Source organism: Cellulomonas massiliensis JC225 (genome assembly GCF_000312005.1).
In the GTDB taxonomy this organism is placed as follows: Bacteria; Actinomycetota; Actinomycetes; order Actinomycetales; family Cellulomonadaceae; genus Cellulomonas; species Cellulomonas massiliensis.
This window is the reverse complement of the sequence record NZ_HE978588.1, coordinates 3138329-3153985: the sequence shown is the minus strand read 5'-3', so window position 1 is coordinate 3153985 and position 15657 is coordinate 3138329. Positions and strand designations below refer to the sequence as shown.

11 protein-coding genes are annotated in these 15657 nt (G+C 75.3%); 5 read left to right on the top strand and 6 right to left on the bottom strand.

Annotation, left to right across the window (positions count from 1 at the left end):
* The first annotated feature begins 214 nt into the window (after window positions 1-214).
* A complete protein-coding gene (locus HGCM_RS14885; protein ID WP_019137619.1) occupies window positions 215-703 on the top strand; it encodes an acyl-CoA thioesterase in 489 nt (162 codons plus the stop codon).
* 53 nt (window positions 704-756) lie between these two features.
* Complete coding sequence (locus HGCM_RS14880) at window positions 757-1239, top strand: hypothetical protein (protein WP_161604982.1); 483 nt, start codon at window positions 757-759, stop codon at window positions 1237-1239.
* Here HGCM_RS14880 and HGCM_RS14875 read toward each other — a convergent pair.
* The 4 genes from HGCM_RS14875 to HGCM_RS14860 all read right to left on the bottom strand — a co-directional run bounded on the left by HGCM_RS14875 (window position 1217) and on the right by HGCM_RS14860 (window position 5356).
* Complete coding sequence (locus tag HGCM_RS14875) at window positions 1217-2908, bottom strand: SDR family oxidoreductase (RefSeq protein WP_019137617.1); 1692 nt, start codon at window positions 2906-2908, stop codon at window positions 1217-1219. The two genes, HGCM_RS14880 and HGCM_RS14875, sit on opposite strands and share 23 nt — an antisense overlap.
* A 49-nt stretch (window positions 2909-2957) precedes the next feature.
* Complete coding sequence (locus HGCM_RS14870; protein WP_019137616.1) at window positions 2958-3965, bottom strand: DNA topoisomerase IB; 1008 nt, start codon at window positions 3963-3965, stop codon at window positions 2958-2960.
* Window positions 3966-4029: 64 nt separating this feature from the next.
* The gene (locus HGCM_RS14865; RefSeq protein WP_019137615.1) at window positions 4030-4911 is read right to left on the bottom strand and encodes an acyl-CoA thioesterase; all 882 of its coding nucleotides are present in this window, start codon (window positions 4909-4911) and stop codon (window positions 4030-4032) included.
* A 61-nt stretch (window positions 4912-4972) separates the two neighbouring features.
* Window positions 4973-5356 (bottom strand): globin, encoded by a 384-nt coding sequence (locus HGCM_RS14860; RefSeq protein ID WP_019137614.1) that lies wholly within the window; start codon window positions 5354-5356, stop codon window positions 4973-4975.
* A 143-nt stretch (window positions 5357-5499) separates the two neighbouring features.
* Between HGCM_RS14860 and HGCM_RS14855 the strand changes: the two genes are divergently transcribed.
* Window positions 5500-5730, top strand: coding sequence for a PTS sugar transporter subunit IIB (locus HGCM_RS14855; protein WP_019137613.1), 231 nt, complete (start codon window positions 5500-5502; stop codon window positions 5728-5730).
* A gap of 4 nt (window positions 5731-5734) precedes the next feature.
* Here the strand turns inward: HGCM_RS14855 and HGCM_RS14850 are convergent, their stop codons facing one another.
* The gene (locus HGCM_RS14850) at window positions 5735-6871 is read right to left on the bottom strand and encodes a mechanosensitive ion channel family protein (RefSeq protein WP_019137612.1); all 1137 of its coding nucleotides are present in this window, start codon (window positions 6869-6871) and stop codon (window positions 5735-5737) included.
* Window positions 6868-9027, bottom strand: a complete 2160-nt coding sequence (locus HGCM_RS14845; RefSeq protein ID WP_019137611.1) for a prolyl oligopeptidase family serine peptidase — start codon at window positions 9025-9027, stop codon at window positions 6868-6870. The genes HGCM_RS14850 and HGCM_RS14845 overlap by 4 nt, the downstream gene beginning before the upstream one ends.
* A gap of 116 nt (window positions 9028-9143) precedes the next feature.
* On the opposite strand from HGCM_RS14845, the gene malQ reads away from it, so the two are divergent.
* Both malQ and HGCM_RS14835 read left to right on the top strand, forming a co-directional pair.
* A complete protein-coding gene (malQ, locus tag HGCM_RS14840) occupies window positions 9144-11273 on the top strand; it encodes a 4-alpha-glucanotransferase (protein WP_019137610.1) in 2130 nt (709 codons plus the stop codon).
* Between the two features lie 157 nt (window positions 11274-11430).
* The gene (locus tag HGCM_RS14835; RefSeq protein WP_147572881.1) at window positions 11431-15642 is read left to right on the top strand and encodes a DUF6531 domain-containing protein; all 4212 of its coding nucleotides are present in this window, start codon (window positions 11431-11433) and stop codon (window positions 15640-15642) included.
* Window positions 15643-15657: the final 15 nt, after the last annotated feature.

Below are 15657 nucleotides of genomic sequence, written 5' to 3'. Positions count from 1 at the left end.
CCGCCCGGGCGCGGCGCTCGCTGCGGTCGGCGGTCGAGGAGGTCGCGACCGCCCGGGTGGTCGGCCCGGTCACCGCGGTCGTCACCGCCCACGCCACCGCGGCGGCCGCGGCGCGGCGTGCGGCCTCCTGACCTCGGCCGACCGCGGCGACGGGCCTAGGATCGCCCGGGGCGGTCGACCCGACGGCGGGCGGCCCGACGACGAGGAGGCAGCCATGCGCATCGAGGTCCCGGTCCAGCTGCGGTGGTCGGACCTCGACGCGTACGGCCACGTCAACAACGCGATCATGCTGCGGCTGCTCGAGGAGGCCCGGATCTCGGCGTTCTGGTCGCACCCGGTCGGCACCGACGGGGTGCGGGCCGACCCCGACTTCCCGACCGCCGTGCTCGACGCCGGGCCGGACGCCGACCTGCACACGCTCATCGCCCGGCAGGAGATCGAGTACCTGCGGCCCCTCGGCTACCAGCGCACCCCCGTGACGGTCGAGCTCTGGGTCGGCCACCTCGGCGGCGCCAGCCTCGACGTCTGCTACGAGGTGCGCGACCGGCCGTCGTCCGTCGAGGGCAGCGTCGTGTACGCCCGGGCGGTCACGACCGTCGTGCTCGTCGACCGCTCCGGGTCGCCGACGCGCATCGGCCCGGACGAGCGCGCCGCGTGGCAGCCGTACGTCGAGGCCCCCGTGCCCATGCGCCGACGCCCGTGAGCGGGGCGGAGCGCCCGGCGGCGGCGCCCGACGACGCGACGACCGTGCCGACCGTGCCCGCGCCGGCCCCCGGCGCCGTGCACCACACCGCGTGGACGACCGACGAGGGCTACGCGCGCCGCGTCGCCGGCGCGGTCTTCTGGCGCTGGGTCCTGCCGTGGGTCCTCGCCGGGGTGGTGCTCGTGGGCGTGCCCGCCGCGCTGGTCCTGCGCACCGGCCCGGGGTTCCTCCTGACCGTCCTCGTCCTGCTTCCCGTCGTCGCGGCGGCCCTGCGCGCGCTGATGGTGCGCCAGGCGGGTCGTCAGCTGCCGGCGGGCTCGCGTCTCGCGCTCGCGCTCGAGCCCGAGCACCTCTTCCTGGCGGGCCCGCTCGGCGCGTCGCACGTCCGGTACGAGGCGCTGTCCCGCGTGCGGCGCCTCGGGCGGGTGGTCCGGCTGCGGCAGGGGTCGACCCGGGTCTTCCTCGCCGGTGAGCTGCTGCCGGACGACGCGCTCGACGAGCTCGTCTGCAGGATCACGGCAGCGCGGCAGCGCTGACGTCCGTCCGGGCGCGCTCGGCGGTCTCGGCGGCGCGGGCGATGTTGCGCTGCATGCCGCCGAACACGACGCCGTGGAACGGGTAGACCGACCACCAGTAGAGCTGGCCGGCCAGCCCCCGGGGGTGGAACAGCGCCCGCTGGCGGAACCGCGTGGGCGGTCGCGTCCAGCCCGGCGAGCCGGGCGTCGTGCCGTCGGGCTCGTCCTCGTCGTCGATCGCGAGCTCGAGCCACGCGAGGCCGGGCACCCGCATCTCGGCGCGCAGCCGCAGCAGCCGGCCGCGCTCGACCTCCTCGACGCGCCACCAGTCGACCGTGTCGTCGACGGCGAGGTGCCGCGGGTCGCGGCGGCCGCGGCGCAGGCCCGGGCCGCCGACGAGGCGGTCCGCGACGCCGCGGACGCGCCACGCGAGCGACCACGAGTACCAGCCGCGCTCGCCGCCGACGGCCTCGAGCACCCGCCAGAGGGCGGCGGGCGAGGCGTCGACGAGGACGCTGCGCTCGTCGGTGTACAGCGAGCCGCCGGCCCACGAGGGGTCGCTGGGCAGCGGGTCGCTCGGCGCCCCGGGCACGGCGGCGGAGGACCACCGCGTCTGCACCTGCGCGTCCCGGACGCGGCTCAGCGCCAGGCGCACCGCGCGGTCGAAGCCGACGAGCCCGCCGGGCGGGTCGGCCACGTGGTCGGCGATGTCGTGCTCGTCGCAGACCACCTCGTGCACGAGGGACTCGACGAGGGGGCGCGCCAGCCCTCCGGGCACCGGGGTGACGAGCGAGACCCACAGGCTCGACAGGCGGGGGGTCAGGACCCCGACGCCGACGATGACCCGGCGGTGCAGCCCCGCGGCGTGCGCGTAGCGCTGCATCATGTCGCGGTACGTGAGGACCTCGGGGCCGCCGATGTCGAAGGCGCGGCTCACGTCGGGCGGCATGGCCGCCGAGCCGACGAGGTACCGCAGCACGTCACGGACGGCGATCGGCTGGATCCGGTTGTCCACCCACCGGGGCACCGTCATCGCGGGCAGCCGCTCCGTGAGGTAGCGCATCATCTCGAACGACGCGGATCCGGACCCGAGGATCACCGCCGCCCGCAGCACGGTCGTCGGCACCCCGGACGCGAGCAGGATCTCGCCCACCTCCGTGCGCGACTGCAGGTGCGGCGAGAGCTCCTCGCCCTCGGGCACCAGCCCGCCGAGGTAGACGATGCGCGCGACGCCCGCCTCGCGGGCCGCCTGCGCGAACACCAGCGCCGTGTGCCGGTCGCGTGACTCGAACGACCGGCCGGACCCGAGCGAGTGGATGAGGTAGTACGCCACCGCGGCGCCGTCGAGCGCCGCGCGGATCTCGTCGGGCTGCGACGCGTCCGCGGCCACGACCTCCACGTCGCCGTACCAGGGCCGGCCCCGGAGCCGGTCGGGGTTGCGGGCGACCGCGCGGACGCGGTACCCGGCGGCGAGCAGCTCGGGGACCAGCCGGCCGCCGACGTAGCCCGTCACCCCGGTGACGGCGACGAGCGGTCCGCGGGGGCTCCCGTCGGCGTCGAAGCCCGGGACGAGCCCGGGGAGGGTCTGCGCGACGGGCTGCGGCGCGAGGTCGTCGGGCTCCGACCCCACCGAGGGGTCGACCGGGCCGGCCGGGAGCTCGCCCGCGGAGGGGCCGCCTGCTGCGCTCATGGTCGCAGTCTGCGGGGCGGCCACCCGGCCCGCACCCGCAGGGCCGCGCTCAGGCGAGCAGCTCGAGCGTGCGCCGCTCGGCCACCGCGTGGGACCGCGTGGGCCTGATGGTGGCCCCGTGCTCCCAGAGGTCGATGACCCGAGGGTCGATGTACGAGGCGCGGCAGACCGCCGGCGTGTTGCCGAGCTCGGCCGCGACGTCCTTGACGGCCTGCGCGACGACGCGCCGGCGCGCGCGCTCGGACGCCGGCGGCGGGCCGGCGTCGGCCAGCGCGCGGGCGGCGAGCACGGTCGCGTGCCACGTCCGGAAGTCCTTGGGCGTCGCGTCGGTCCCGAGCATGGCCTTCACGTACGCGCCGACGTCCGCGCTCGTCACGTCGTGCCAGGTGCCGCCGTCGTCGCGCCAGGCGAGCAGCTCGTCCGCGTGCGGGCCGTCGTCGCGCCGCCGGACGAGCAGCCGCACGGCCCGCGCCACGTCGTCGTCCTCGACCACCGTGTCCCGCACCTGCCCGGACTTCGCCGGGAAGTTCAGGTGCACGCGCCCCTCGTCGCCGGGGGACTGCGGCGCGAGCACACGCACGTGCGAGCGCAGCAGCGTGGCCAGCCCGTAGGACCCGTGCCTGACCGCGTAGCCCTCGCCGCCGACCCGCAGGTACGCCTCGTCGAGCAGCCGGAACGCCACGGCGAGCGCCCGCTCCCGCGGCATGCCGTCCAGCGCCAGGTCCCGCCGGACGCGCCGCCGGGCGGCGGGCAGGGCACGCGCGACCTGCAGGACGCGGTCGTGCTTGAGCTTGTCCCGCCGCGCCCGCCACTGCAGGTGGTAGAGGTACTGGCGCCGCTGCGCGGCGTCGAGGCCCGCCGCCTGGATGTGCCCGTTCGGCCACGGGCAGATCCACACGTCCTCCCACGCCGGGGGGATCGCGAGGCCGACGATACGCTCGAGGTGGACCTCGTCGGCGATGCGCGCGCGGTCCACGTCGAGGTACACGAACCCCGAGCCCGCGCGCCGGCGGGTCCACCCGGGGGCGTCGATGCGCACGCGTCGGAGCCGGACCATGCCGGAAGTCTGCGGTGCGAGCCGCGCTCGCGCTCGCCGAACGTGGGGGCGGCGGGTCCGGCCGTCAGTCCCGCAGCCGGACCATGCCCTCCTGCGCGATGGACGCGACGAGGCGGCCCTCGCGGTCGAAGACGCGCGTCGCGCCGAGCCCGCGCCCGCCCTGGGCGCTCGGGGTGGACTGGACGAACAGCAGCCAGTCGTCCACGTGCGCGTCCCGGTGCCACCACATCGCGTGGTCCAGGCTCGCCATGGACAGCCCCGGATGCACCCACGAGAGGCCGGCGCGGCGCAGCACCGGCTCGAGCATCACCTGGTCGCACGCGTACGCGAGCAGCGCCCGGTGCAGCAGCTGGTCGTCCGGCACGGGACCGCGCGCGCGGAACCACACGGCCTGCTGGCCCGAGCGGTCCTCGGAGGGCCGCAGGAAGATCGCGCCGTGCACGTGGCGCAGGTCGTACGCGGCGGCGTGGGTCCAGAACGCGGCGCCCGGGTGGTCGACGCCGCTGAGCACCTCGACGGCCGAGGGGACGTCCTCCGGGTCCGGGATCCCGTGCGGCATCTCGTCGGAGAAGTCGATGCCCGGCTGCTGTTCCTGGAACGAGGCGATCATCGACAGGATCGGCGCACCGCCCTGGATCGCGTGCGTGCGCCGGGCCGCGAACGAGCGGCCGTCGCGCAGCCGCTCGACGGCGAACGTGATCGGCTCGTCGAGGACGCCGGCGCGCAGGAAGTAGCCGTGCAGGGAGTGGGGGAGCCGGTCGCCGGGGGCCGTGCGTCCGGCGGCGAGGAGCGACTGCGCGAGCACCTGCCCGCCGAAGACCCGCCCGCGGGGCAGCGGCAGGCTCTCGCCGCGGAACGTGTCGGGCTCGCCGGGCACCGGCTGCACGTCGAGGATCCGCAGCACGGCGGCCATGGGGTCGGGGGTGATGCTGCCCAGGTCGGTCATGCGAGGAAGCGTGCCACGAGCGGGTGCCCGCCGGGCGCCGCACCGGTCGACGAGCCGCCGGTCATTCCTCGAACGAGTTGATCATCGAGAACGCCGCCCGTTCCAGGTAGTCCCACAGCTGCGCGCGGTGCAGCGGCGCCAGGTCGAGGGAGTCGACGGCGGCCCGCATGTGGCGCAGCCAGCGGTCGCGCGCGTCGGGGTTGACCTTGTACGGGGCGTGCCGCATCCGCAGCCGGGGGTGCCCGCGCGTGTCGGAGTACGTCGTCGGCCCGCCCCAGTACTGCTCGAGGAACAGCGTCAGGCGCTCGGCGGCGGGGCCCAGGTCGTCCTCCGGGTACATCGCGCGGAGCACCGGGTCGTCGGCCACGCCGCGGTAGAACTCGTCGACGAGCCGGACGAACGTCTCGTGGCCGCCGATCGCGGCGTAGAAGGTGTCGGGACGCACGCGTCCATCCTCACACGCACGGGCGACGGCCCCGGGCTCCGTCACACGGCCGCTCTGCGACGTGCGCCACAGCCGGGGATAGGCTGGAGGAGCGCGTCGGCACGACGTGCGTGCGATCGGCGCATCGGTGAGCAAGGAGTTCCATGGGCAAGGCAGAGCAGATCCTCGCAGCGCTCGGCGGCGACACGAACGTCGTCGACCTCGAGCCGTGCATCACGCGGCTGCGCGTCGAGGTGACGGACGCCCAGCTGGTCGACGAGGCGGCGCTCAAGGCGTCCGGCGCGTTCGGCGTCGTCCGCTCGGGCCGCATCGTCCAGGTGATCGTCGGCCCGGAGGCCGACAACCTCGCCGCGGAGCTCGACTCCCTGCGCTGACGACCTACTCCTTCGGCCGCGGCGCGCGCCGTCTGCGCGCCGCCGGCGTCGGGTCGGGCTCGGCGGGGGCCGGGTCGACGACCTCCTCGACGGGCGTGCGGCGGGGGTCGCGGGCGGGCGTGTCCGCCGCCCCGGCCTCGGCGTCGGCGCCCGGCTCGTCGGGCGTGGCGGGCACCTCCGCGCGGTGCCGGTCCCACAGGTCCCGCTGACCGGCGAGCGGGACGCCCTCCTCCTGCAGCACGTCGCGGGCGGCCACGCGCAGCGCGCGCGCGACCTCCCACTGCATCGCGGGCGCCGTGCGCACCTTGAGCCGCAGGCCGAACGCGTCGAAGCTCAGCTTCTCGATGGCGGTCACCGTGGGCTCGCCCTGCAGGTACGTCCCGAGCACCGGGTCGTCCTGGACGCGGCGGGCCGCCTGCCGCAGCAGGTCGCGGACACGGTCCACGTCCTGGAAGTAGTCGACGTCGACGTCGACGACGGCGTTCGCCCACCCCTGCGTCTTGTTCCCGACGCGCACCATGGTCCCGTTCGGGACGTACCAGAGCACCCCGTCCGCGTCGCGGACCTTCGTGATCCGCATCGTCACGGCCTCGACGGTTCCGGACGCGGGCCCCACGTCGACGACGTCGCCCACGCCGTACTGGTCCTCCAGCAGCATGAACAGGCCGGTCAGGAAGTCCTTGACGAGGCTCTGGGCGCCGAACCCGACGGCGACGCCGATGACGCCGGCGGAGGCGATGAACGGCGCGATGTTGACGCCGAGCGCGTCGAGGACCAGGAACGCCGCGATCGACCACACGAGGATGCTCGCGACCGAGCGCAGCACCGAGCCGAGCGTGCGCGCCCGCTGCGCGCGCCGGGCGGTGGCGAGGGGGTCGGCGACGCGCAGCGCCGAGCCGATCGGGCTCTCGCCGAGCCGCCCGCGCTCGAACACCGGGCTGCCCTCGGCCACGTGGTTCGTGACGGTCCGGATCAGCCGGTGCAGCAGGTACAGCAGGATCGAGGAGATCGCGACGATGAGCGTCACCCGCAGCGGGATGCCGAGGAACCAGTCCCACAGGTCGTCGGGCCCCCAGCCCTGGGGCACGTAGTCGCCGGCGGGGCTGCTGGTCGGCTCGGGCGTCGGGCCGGCGGCGGTCATGCGCCCAGCCCGGTGCGGTCGGCGACGAACTGGAGCTGGTCCACCGACAGGGCGATCGTGCGGGACAGCGCCCGCCCGCCGTGCCCGACGCCGACCTCCCGGCGCACGAGCACCGGCGCGTCCTGCGGCGGTCGGCTCGTCGCGGCCTGCAGCGCGGCCGCCAGCTTGCGGGCGTGCAGCGGGTCGACGCGGGTGTCGCCCTCGAAGACCGTGAACAGGGTGGCGGGGTACGGCGTGCCGTCGACGACGCGGTGGTACGGCGAGTACCCGAGCAGCCACCCCAGCTCGGTCGGGTCGTCCGCGTCGCCGTACTCCTCGGTCCACGTGACGCCCAGCCCGAACCGCTGGTAGCGGACCATGTCGAGCAGCGGTGCCGAGCACACGACCGCCGCGAACAGGTCCGGCCGCTGCGTGAGGGCCCCGCCCACGAGCAGGCCGCCGTTCGAGCCGCCCATGCAGGCCAGGCGCTCGGGCGTCGTCCAGCCCTCGGCGACGAGCAGCTCGGCGACCGCGTGGAAGTCGTCGAACACGTGCTGCTTGTGCGCGCGCATGCCGTCGCGGTGCCAGTCCTCCCCCTCCTCGCCGCCGCCGCGCAGGTTGGCGACGACGTAGACGCCGCCCGCCTCGACCCAGGCGAGGGTCGTGGCGGAGTAGGCGGGGTCGAGCGAGATCTGGAAGCCGCCGTACCCGTACAGGATCGTGGGGACCGGTGCGAGCGGCCGGCCCGCCGCGTCGAGGGCGTCCGCGCGGGCGACGACGAACGCGCGGACCGGGGTGCCGTCGGCGCTCGTCGCGACGACCTGCCGGACGCGGACCTCGGGCAGGGCCGCGGGCGCGCCCGGCGGGGTCGCCCAGACGACGGTGCTGCCCGTGCGGGCGTCGTAGCGGTGCACCGTGGGGACCGACGTGTGGTCGGTGTAGCTCCACCAGACGTCGGCGCCACCCTCGGGGCGCGTGACGAGCCCCGAGACCGAGCCGAGCCCGGGCAGGGCGACCTCGCCGGTCCACGCGCCCGTGGTCGGGTCGTGCGTCGTCAGCTCGGAGACGGCGTGCCGCCGCCACGCGGCGAGCAGCCCGGTGGGCCGGGCCGGGTCGCCGTCGTCGACGAGCGCGACGTCCTCCAGCACCGCCTCGGGGTCCTCCGCGAGCAGCGTCCGCCAGCCCTCCGGCCCGGGGTCCGTCGGGTCGGCGACGGCGAGCCGGCCGCGCGGCGCGTCGAGGTCGGTGTGCACGTACAGCCGCCCGTCGCGGCCGACGCTCGCGCTCGTCTCCGCGTCCCGGCCGACCGCCACCTCGCGCCAGCGCGGCTCGTCGGCAGCCCCGCCCGCGAGGTCGGCGATCCACACGTCCGTGCGCGGCGCCGTGCCGACGGACGCGTGCAGGAGCACCCACCGGCCGTCGCGGGACACGCTCACGCCGTAGTAGGTGGTCTTGTCCTGCCCCGCGCCGAACACCTCGACGTCCTGGTCCGTGCTCGTCCCCACGCGGTGCAGCCACACCCGACGGTGGTACTGCCGCTCGTCCTCCGGCACGAGCTCCGGGGCCAGCCGGCGCACGTAGTAGAGCTCCTCGCCGCCGGGGAGCCACGCCACCGGGGAGTACCGCGCGCGGTCGATCGGCCCGTCGACCACGGCACCCGTCGCGACGTCGACGATCCACAGGACGCTCTCCTCCGTCCCGCCGGACGAGACCTGGTAGGCCAGCAGGTCGCCCTCCTTCGAGGGCTGCCACGCGTCCAGCGTCGTCGTGCCGGCGGGGTCCAGGGCGATCGGGTCGATGAGCACCCGCTCGACCTCCGTCCCGTCCGGCGCGGGCTCGGCGACGACGACGACCGCGTGCTCCTGCTCGCCCGAACGGCGCGCGAAGAACCGCCGCCGGCCTCGCCACGCGGGCGTGCCGACGAAGCCTGCGCCCAGCAGCTGCCCGAGCCGGTCCGTGAGGGCCTCGGTCCCGAACGGCCCGGCAGCCAGCCGCTGCGCCGCCGCGCGCCGGTGCTCCTGCCACAGCGCGTCCTGCGCGTCGGACCACGCCTGGGTGCGCGGGTCCTGGGCGTCCTCCAGCCAGCGGTACGGGTCGGCGACCGGCTGCCCGTGCAGGTCCTCGACGAGGTCGAGCCGGTCGGCGGGCGGGTACGCGTGCGACAGGGGGCCACTCATGGTCGGCAAGGCTACGACGGCCCGCGCGGCCTGCGCCGACCGTCCGCGCCGGCGGTCGCCGGGCCCTCGTCGTCGTGGCGCCTGGCGCGTACCGCGTGCTCTGGCAGGATCGACGTGTGCTCGACGACTCGGCGGCTCCCTCGCCTGCTCTGCTGCGCCTCGCCGAGGCGCACGGCATCGCGACGGAGTTCTGGAGCTTCCACGGCACCCGGGAGCACCCGCGCACGGGGACCCTGCGGCGGGTGCTGGCGGCCCTCGGCGTCGACGCGTCCTCGCCCGAGCGGATCGAGCTGGCGCTCGCCCACGCCGACGACATGCCGTGGCGGCGCGTCGTCCCGCCCGTCGTCGTCGCGCGGGAGGGGACCGAGGTCCGGGTGCCGGTCCACGTGACCGACGGCGACCCCGTGACCGTCCACGTCGACCTCGACGACGAGGCGGGCGGCGGCCAGGTCCAGCTCGTGCAGGTGGACCTGTACGTCGAGCCGCGCACGGTCGACGGGCGACGGATCGGCCGGGCGACGTTCCTCGTCCCCGACGACCTCCCGCTCGGCTGGCACACGCTGCGCGCGGACGGCCCGAGCGCGGGTGCGCGCGGCACGCTCGTCGTGACGCCCCAGCGCGTGGCGCTGCCCGACTTCCTCTCCGACGGCCCCGCCTGGGGGCTCATGGCCCAGCTCTACTCGACGCGCTCCCAGCGGTCGTGGGGGGTCGGTGACCTCGCCGACCTCGCGGACGTCGCCTGGCTGGTCGGGCACGAGCACGGCGCGGACTTCGTGCTCATCAACCCGCTGCACGCCGCGGAGCCGGTGGCGCCGATGACGCCGTCGCCGTACCTGCCGACGACGCGGCGGTTCGTCAACCCGCTCTACATCCGGCCGGACGACGTGCGCGAGGCGGGGTACCTCTCGTCGGCGGACCGCTCGCTGGTCGAGTGGGCCGCGGAGACCGTCACGCCGCTCAACGCGAGCTCGGCCCCGATCGACCGGGACGCCGCGTGGGAGGCGAAACGCTCCGCGCTCGAGGTGATCCACGCGGTCCCGCGCTCGGCGGCCCGCGAGGCCCAGTACGCCGCGTACGTCGCCGAGGAGGGCGCCGGGCTGCAGACGTTCGCGCTGTGGTGCGCGCTGGCCGAGAAGTACGGGCCCGAGTCGTTCCCGCCCGAGCTCGCGGACCCGGCGTCCCCGGCGGTGGAGGCCGAGCGCATCGCGCTCGCGGACCGCGTCGAGTTCTTCACGTGGCTGCAGTGGGTGGTCGACGAGCAGCTCGCCGCGGCGCAGGCCGCCGCGCGCGGCGGCGGCATGCGGCTCGGGATCATGCACGACCTCGCGGTGGGCGTGCACCCGGCCGGCGCGGACACCTGGATGCTGGGCGACGTGCTCGCGCGCGGCGCGACGGTCGGCGCGCCGCCCGACATGTACAACCAGCAGGGGCAGAACTGGTCGCAGCCGCCCTGGCGGCCGGACGAGCTCGTGCGCACCGCCTACAAGCCGTACCGGGACATGCTGCGCACCGTCCTGCGGCACGCGGGCGCGATCCGCATCGACCACGTCATCGGGCTGTTCCGGCTGTGGTGGATCCCCGAGGGCGCCGGCGCGGGCGAGGGCACCTACGTCCGCTACGACCACGAGGCGCTCGTCGGGATCCTCGCGCTCGAGGCGCAGCGTGCGGGCGCCGTCGTCATCGGTGAGGACCTGGGGACCGTCGAGCCCTGGGTGCGCGACTACCTGTCCGAGCGCGGCGTCCTCGGCACCTCGGTCCTGTGGTTCGAGAGCGACGGGCACGGGGGGCCGCTGCCGCCCGAGGAGTACCGCCGGCTCGTCCTGGCGACGGTGACGACGCACGACCTGCCGCCGACCGCGGGGTACCTGGCGGGCGAGCACGTCGCGATCCGCGAACGGCTCGGCCTGCTGACCGAGCCCGTCGCGACGGTGCGCGCGCAGGCGGAGTCCGAGCGCGGTCGCATGCTCGACGCGCTGCGCTCGCGCGGGCTGGTGGGGGACGACCCGTCGGAGCGGGAGATCGTCGAGGCGCTGCACCGGTGGCTGCTGGGTACGCCGTCCGTGCTGCTCGGCGTCGCGCTGACGGACGCCGTGGGCGAGCGCCGGGCGCAGAACCAGCCCGGCACGGACCAGGAGTACCCCAACTGGAAGGTGCCGCTCGCGGACGGTGCGGGGCAGGTCGTGCTGGTCGACGACCTGTTCACGAACGCCCGCCTGCGCAGCCTGGCGGCGGTGTTCCGGCGCTAGTCCGCGACCGCTCGGGCGCCCGCCTCCGATAGACGAGACCGGCGCAGGGCTGTGGACGGCGCCGTCCGTCGCCGACCTGCTGTGGACGACCCCGAGGCGCGGTGGCGCCCCTGGGACGGTTCGACGGCTCGATCCGTCGACCAGTCAGGGGAATGCCGTGCGTCGTGCCCGCCGGTCCGTGCTCGTCCTGCTCGTGATCGCCCTGCTCGGGGCCCTGCTGCCCGCGTCGGCGCACGCGGCGAGCGGGCCACCGTGCGTCGTGTACCCGGTGCCGACGATGGCGAACTCGGGCGGCGTGCCGGTCGACTACTGGGAGACGGGGCAGGTCGCGACGCTCGAGGCGTGGGCGTACCTCCTCGAGGTCGTCCCCGGCGGCTGCGCCGGTCACACGCCGACGGCGTCCTGGAGCCTCGAGCTCGTCCTGTCGAACTGCTCGAGCCTGCGCCAGGTGCTCGCGTCCGGGTCGGGCGCCGTGACGTCGAAGGACCCGAGCGCCCCGCAGCTGCTCGGCGGGGTGACGGTCGCGATCCCCGCGACCTGCCCGGCGGGCTCGCAGACGAACGCGGGCCGCCCGGTCCAGCGTGGGCGCGCCTGGCTCGAGATGACGCGCAAGGTCGGCGACGAGCCCGCCGGGACGAACGCGCGGGCGTTCGCGGTGATGACGCCCGGGGCGCCCGCGACGCCGATGCCCGTCGGCCTGGTGGTCGGGGGGCTCGCGCCCAGCGGCCTGCAGGCGGACCCCGTCGCATCGTTGACCGGCGCCTTCACGCACGCCGAGACGGACCTGACGATGCCCGTGCGGGGCGCGTCGCTCGACGTCTGGCGCTCCTACAGCTCCGATCTCGAGCGCTCCGGCCCGCTGGGTCGCGGCTGGACGAGCTCGTTCTCCGACTCGCTCGTCGTCGAGCGGGGGGTGGCCGTGACGTGGCGGTCCAGCCACGGGGCCAGCACCGTGTTCCCGTTCCGCAGCGGGACGACGTGGAAGGACCCCTTCGCCAGCGCGGCGACGCTGCAGGAGAACGCCGACGGGACGTTCGTCGTGTCCACCGAGGACCGCTGGGCGCTCACGTTCTCCTCGACCGGCGCGCTGCGGTCCATGGTGGACCGGGACGGCCGCGCGATCACCCTCTCGCGCGACGCCGGCGGTCGCGTCGCGACGGTCGCCTCGGCCGGCCGCTCGCTCGTCTACGCCTACGACGCCGCCGGGATGCTCGCGTCCGTCACGGCGACCGGCACCGGCGGCGCCACCGCGAGGACGTCGTACACGTACTCCGGCGGTCGCCTGACGGGGGTGCGGTCGCCGGGGGGTGTGGAGGTCGCCTACACGTACGACGCGTCCGGACGTCTCGCGAGCGTCCGCAACACGGCCGCCGCGACGCCGCAGGTCTCGGTCGAGTACGGCTCGGGCGGCCGGGTGGTCGCCCAGCGCGACGGCAACGGCCACCGCACCACCTGGGCCTGGGACCCCGCGACGACGACGTCGACGATGACGGATGCGCGCGGCGGCGTCTGGAAGGACGTCTACGCGCGGGGCTGGCTCGTCCGGCAGGTCGACCCGACGGGCGTCACGACGAGGTACACCTGGAACGACGACGGGACGCTGTTCCGCGTCGCGGGGACGACCGGCGACCAGACGATCTTCGACTACGACGCCGACGGCCACGTGACCGACCGGGTGGACGCCGCCGGGTACGTGGACACCACCGTCTACGCCGCCGGGCAGAAGGAGCCCTCGTCGTCGGTGGACCGGCTGGGCCGTCGGACCACCTACGCCTACGACGCACGCCGCAACCTCACGAAGGTGACGCCGCCCGTCGCCGCCGCGGCGACGAGCCTCGCCTACGCCGCGACGATGTTCGACCTGGCGAAGCGGACGCCTCCCGCCTCCGGCGCGACGACATTCGCCTACGACGCGACCACCGGCGACCCCACGGCGGTCACCGCGGCCAACGGCGACCGGACGACCCTGAAGGTCGACCCCTTCGGTCGCCTGGTCTCGACCACGCCGCCGGCGGGCAACGTCGCCGGCGCGACCGGTGAGTGGTCCACGAGGCTCACGCGCGACGCCGCGGGCCGCGTCGTGACCGTGACGGGGCCGACGGGCGTCCTCGGGCGCTACACGTACGACGGCTTCGGCCGCGTCGCGACGCGGACCGACGCCCGGGGCGGCGTGACCGCGTACACGTACGACAACGCCGGCCACCCCACGGCGGTGACCTACCCCGACGGCTCGACCACGACGAGCACCTACGACCGGTCCGGGAACCTCGCCACCCTCACCGACGAGGCGGGCCGGGTGACGTCGTACACGTACGACCTCGCCAACCGGGTGACGGGCGTCGGCGTCGCCGGAGCGACGTGGCGCTTCACCTACGACTCGAACGGCCGCCGGCGCACCGTCGTCGCTCCGTCGGGCCGCACCACGACGCTCTCGTGGGACGCCCGGTCGCTGCTCACCCGCGTGGACTACTCGGACGACACGCCCGACGTGACGTTCGCGTACGACGCCGCCGGGCGCCGCACGTCGATGACGGACGGCTCCGGGACGACCACGTACCGGTACGACGCGCTGGACCGGCCGACGACGGTGAAGCGGGGTGCGGACACGTGGTCCTACGCGTGGGACGCCGCGGGGCGCCTCACGTCGCGCACCGCCCCGCACCAGGCGGCGGTCACGTACGCGTACGACACGGTCGGTCGCCTCGCCAAGGTGACGCGTGGGTCCGTCGTGCTGGCGCGCTACACCTACGACACCGCGGCCGGCACCGTGACCCGGGTCCAGCCGGACGGGATCACGTCGACCCAGCGGTTCGACCGCAACGGGCGTCTCGCGAAGAGCTTCGAGCGGGATGCGGCGGGGAAGCTCGTCGCGAGCACGAGCTACGTGCGGGACGCCGCCGGCAACCCGACCAGGGTGACGGACCTCGCTCGCCGGTCGACCACGCAGACCTACGACGCGCGCGGCCGGCTGACCGCCGCCTGCTACCGGGCGACGACGTGCACGGGCGCGACCGACTACGTGCGCTACGGCTACGACAAGGCCGGGAACCTCGTGACGCTGAGGCGGCCCTCGGGCGCCACGACGTTCACGTACGACGACCAGGGCCGGCTCGTGAGCCAGGACGGCGCCGGTGGCGCGCGGTCGTTCACCTACGACGCGGACGGCAACCAGCTGAGCGGCTCGGGCACGACCTACACGGTGAACGCGGCGGGGCAGGTGACGTCGACCGTGACCGGTTCGACGACGACGCGGTACACCTACACCGGCAACGGCGCGCTGCTGACCTCCACCGCAGGCGCCGCGACGACCACCTTCGACTACGACCCGCTCTCCGTGCAGCTCGTGGGGGAGCGCAAGGGCGCGACCGTCACCCGGGCGTACGTCTACGGACGCGAGCTGACGACGCTCGTGACCGGCTCCACGCTCACGCACTACTCGACCGACGAGCTCGGCTCCGTGGTCACCACCCGCAACGGCTCCGGTGCCGTCCAGCGCACGTACGCCTACGAGCCCTACGGCGCCATCGCCAAGCAGACGGCGGTCAGCGGCGCCGTCGCCAACCCGCTCATGTTCACCGGCGGCCGGACGACGAACGGCGACACCGCCTGGCGCCTCGGCTACCGCGTCTACCACCCGGGCACCGCCGCCTTCACCACGCCCGACCAGGGCGGCACCGGCGAGACCTACCGGTACGCGAGCGCCAACCCTGCCGTCCTGACGGACCAGCTCGGCCTGTTCTCCTGGCAGAACTTCCTCCAGGACGTGAACGCCATCTCGGGCTACGTCGCGGTCGGCGCGGGCATCGTGGCCATCGGCTGCGCGGCCACCGTGGTGTGCGCACCCGTAGCGCCCTTCATCGGCGGCCTCGCCACGACGGGCGCCGCCGTCAACATCGCGTCCGGCGTCGCGCTCGCCGTGATGACCTGCTCGTCGGACGACACGAAGGGCGCCTGCGCCGGCGCCGTCCAGATGGCCGCCTTCGGCATGCTCGGCGCCCGCTTCGGCGGCGGCCGCCTCCTGGCGGCGACGGAGTCGACGGCGGTCAAGGCGACGTCGACCGAGTTCGTCGACCTCGCCTCGGCGAGTCGACGCGCGCACATCATGGAAGGCCACCGACATGGGGGCATCGACGGCAAGACGTGGTTTCCTCAGTCCTGGTCGGACGACGAGATCATGCACGCGGTCTCCGATGTGGCGACCGATCCGAGCATCACGTGGATCCAGCAATCCGGGGTCGCGGGAGCAGAGTTCACGAAGAAGGGAAAGCCCGTGCGCTTCATCGCCGAGGGAGTGCGGAACGGCGTCAACATGCGAGTGGCCATCGAGCCGGGCGGCGAGGGAATCATCACCGCTTTCCCGATCCCGTGACCGGGCATCGCGCTG

Coding starts and splice junctions, on each gene's coding strand:
- HGCM_RS14855 (WP_019137613.1), top strand. CDS start 5,500: ATGGGCAAGGCAGAGCAGATCCTCGCAGCGCTCGGCGGCGACACGAAC.
- HGCM_RS14870 (WP_019137616.1), bottom strand. CDS start 3,965: ATGGTCCGGCTCCGACGCGTGCGCATCGACGCCCCCGGGTGGACCCGC.
- HGCM_RS14875 (WP_019137617.1), bottom strand. CDS start 2,908: ATGAGCGCAGCAGGCGGCCCCTCCGCGGGCGAGCTCCCGGCCGGCCCG.
- HGCM_RS14885 (WP_019137619.1), top strand. CDS start 215: ATGCGCATCGAGGTCCCGGTCCAGCTGCGGTGGTCGGACCTCGACGCG.
- HGCM_RS14865 (WP_019137615.1), bottom strand. CDS start 4,911: ATGACCGACCTGGGCAGCATCACCCCCGACCCCATGGCCGCCGTGCTG.
- HGCM_RS14850 (WP_019137612.1), bottom strand. CDS start 6,871: ATGACCGCCGCCGGCCCGACGCCCGAGCCGACCAGCAGCCCCGCCGGC.
- HGCM_RS14845 (WP_019137611.1), bottom strand. CDS start 9,027: ATGAGTGGCCCCCTGTCGCACGCGTACCCGCCCGCCGACCGGCTCGAC.